The organism is Kitasatospora putterlickiae, assembly GCF_039527695.1.
In the GTDB taxonomy this organism is placed as follows: Bacteria; Actinomycetota; Actinomycetes; order Streptomycetales; family Streptomycetaceae; genus Kitasatospora; species Kitasatospora putterlickiae.
Genome location: NZ_BAAAKJ010000413.1, coordinates 423 through 2,862, shown reverse-complemented (window position 1 = coordinate 2,862; position 2,440 = coordinate 423). Strand labels below are relative to the sequence as shown.

The window sequence follows — 2,440 nt, the reverse complement described above, 5'->3', positions numbered from 1 at the left end:
CGGCCTGGCCGCGCGGTGGGCCGCGCTCGCCGACCCCATGCTCGCCGCCGCCGCCCGGCACGCCCTGCACCCGTCCGGCCGCTGGCAGCGCTCCCCCGAGGACCCGGGGCCCGACGTCGCGCTGCTGCTGCCCCCGGTGCGCGGGGCCCCGGCCGCCGACGACCCGCGCACCGTCGCGACGCTGCGCGCCTGCCTCGCGGAGCTGACGGACGGCCACTACGCCTACCGCTTCCGGCACGACGGGCGCCCGCTCGCCGAGGCGGAGGGCGCCTTCGTGCTGTGCGGGTTCGTGATGGCCCTGGCCCTGCACCAGCAGGGCGAGGCCGTCGAGGCGGCCCGCTGGTTCGAGGCCGCCCGCGGCTGCTGCGGCTCGGCCGGCCTGTTCGCCGAGGAGTACGACATCGCCCAGCGACAACTGCGGGGCAACCTGCCGCAGGCCTTCGTGCACGCGATGATGCTGGAGTGCGCGGCCCGGCTCGCCGCGCCGCCGTCCTGACGGATCACAGCACCCACGGAGGTACCGCATGTCCGCTTCGCTCCCCGAGCTCACCGGTGACTACCAGCTGGACCCCGCCCACACCCGGATCGGCTTCGTCGCGCGCCACGCCATGGTGACCAAGGTCCGGGGCTCGTTCGGGCAGTTCGAGGGCACCGCCCACCTGGACGGGGACGACCCGGCCAAGTCGGCCGGTCAGGTGACGATCAAGGCCCAGAGCATCGACACCGGCGTCGAGCAGCGCGACCAGCACCTGCGCACCAACGACTTCCTCGACGCCCCCACCTACCCCGACATCACCTTCCGCAGCACCTCGGTCGAGCAGCGCTCCGAGAGCGACTACCGGGTGACCGGCGACCTCACCATCAAGGACGTCACCCGGCCGGTCACCATCGACTTCGAGTACACCGGCAACGCGGTCGACCCGTACGGCAACCTGCGGGTGGGCCTGGAGGGCTCGGTGACGATCAGCCGCAAGGACTTCGGCGTCACCTGGAACGCGGCCCTGGAGGGCGGCGGCGTCCTGGTCGGCGACAAGGTCGTCCTGGAGTTCGACATCTCGGCGGTCAAGCAGGGCTAGGGTCCGTCGAGGGGCCAGGTGTCCCGGTCGCGGAGGTGGTCGTAGGTCGGCAGCTCCGCGGCCAGGACGTCGAAGTACGGCAGCGGCGCCCAGAGCGCGCGGTCGCCGATCACGTACAGGCGCCGTTTCGCCCGGCTGGCGGCCACGTTGAGCAGGTGCGGGCTGCCGGCCGCCCAGGCGCGGGCGCCGGGGCGGTTGCCGCCGAGCAGGAGGATGACGACGTCGGCCTCCTTGCCCTGGGCCCGGTGGACGGTGGCGCAGCGTTCGTCCAGCTGTTCGGTGGTCCAGCCGAACTCGGCGCAGGTCTCGCGGCCCTCCCGGACCAGGGCGCGGAAGGGGGCGATGACGCGCAGGCGTTCGGGGGTGACGCCGTGCCGGTCGAGCCGGCGCAGGACGAACTCCAGGGCGCGGCGGTCGCGCTCGCCCCAGGGGGCGTCGCCGTCACGGGCGGGGTCGGGGGTGTTGAGCCAGCGGCTGGGCAGGAGGCCGTCGGTGCCCTCGTCGGGGAAGGGCCGGGGGTGGGTGCCGTACACCATCAGGCCGCCGTAGGCGACCTCGTTGCTGACGGTGAACATCGGGTCCTCGCAGCGGCGGTGGACCCGCAGCGGCGAGCCGACCCAGACGGTGGACCCGTCGGCGCCGGTGGGGTCGGGCAGGTAGGTGCCGTAGCGGTTGACGCGGTCGGCGACGGCCTGGGCGGAGGTGGCCGAGGGCAGCCACTCCTCGTCCACGCCGTGGGCGAGCAGCAGTCGGCGCTGGAGGGCGCTCGGCATGGTGACGACCGGCTCCAGCTGGAGGGGGTCGCCGACCAGCACGGCCCGGCGGGCGCGCCACAGGGCGCCGACGGCGGCCTGTGGGGTGGCCTGCCCGGCCTCGTCGACCAGCACCCAGCCGAGGGCGCCCCGGCCGAGGCGGGCGAACATGCTGCCGATCGAGGAGAAGGTGGTGGAGACGACGGGGACCAGGAGGAAGAGGGTCTGCCAGGCCCGCAGCACCTCCTCGTCGGGGACCGGACCGTTGGTGCCCGCCATGAGCTCCGTCAGGACGAGGAGGTTGCCCCGGACCCGCTTGGCGTTGGCGGCGACGAAGGCGCGGTGCAGGTCCAGGGCGCGCATGAACAGGTCGCTGCGGGCGGTGCACCAGGCCTCGTCGGACCAGGGCGAGCCGAGTTCCTGCTCCCCGTCGTCGAGGTGGAGCCACTCCAGGGGCAGTGAGGGCAGGTCGGCGGCGGCCCGGCGCAGGGCGCGGTGGGCGGCGTCGAGGCCGGCCGTCTCCGCGTCCAGTTCGCCGCGGGCGGCCGCGGCGTCGTGCCGGGCCCGCTGCGCGGCCGCCAGGGCGGCGGACTCCGCCCTACGGGCGGGGGC

Annotated in this window: 3 protein-coding genes; 2 read left to right on the top strand and 1 reads right to left on the bottom strand. The window is 75.0% G+C overall.

Features of this window, described 5'->3' with window-relative positions; genetic code table 11:
- A partial coding sequence (locus ABD308_RS34855; protein ID WP_344343931.1) for a glycoside hydrolase family 15 protein occupies positions 1 to 496 on the top strand: 496 nt, incomplete at its 5' end.
- Between the two features lie 28 nt (positions 497 to 524).
- Positions 525 to 1,076: a YceI family protein gene (locus ABD308_RS34850; protein ID WP_344343929.1), complete on the top strand. Its 552-nt coding sequence runs from the start codon at positions 525 to 527 to the stop codon at positions 1,074 to 1,076.
- Here ABD308_RS34850 and ABD308_RS34845 read toward each other — a convergent pair.
- Positions 1,073 to 2,440, bottom strand: a 1,368-nt coding sequence (locus tag ABD308_RS34845; protein ID WP_344343927.1) for a DEAD/DEAH box helicase, incomplete at its 5' end; no start/stop codon positions are given. The genes ABD308_RS34850 and ABD308_RS34845 overlap by 4 nt on opposite strands.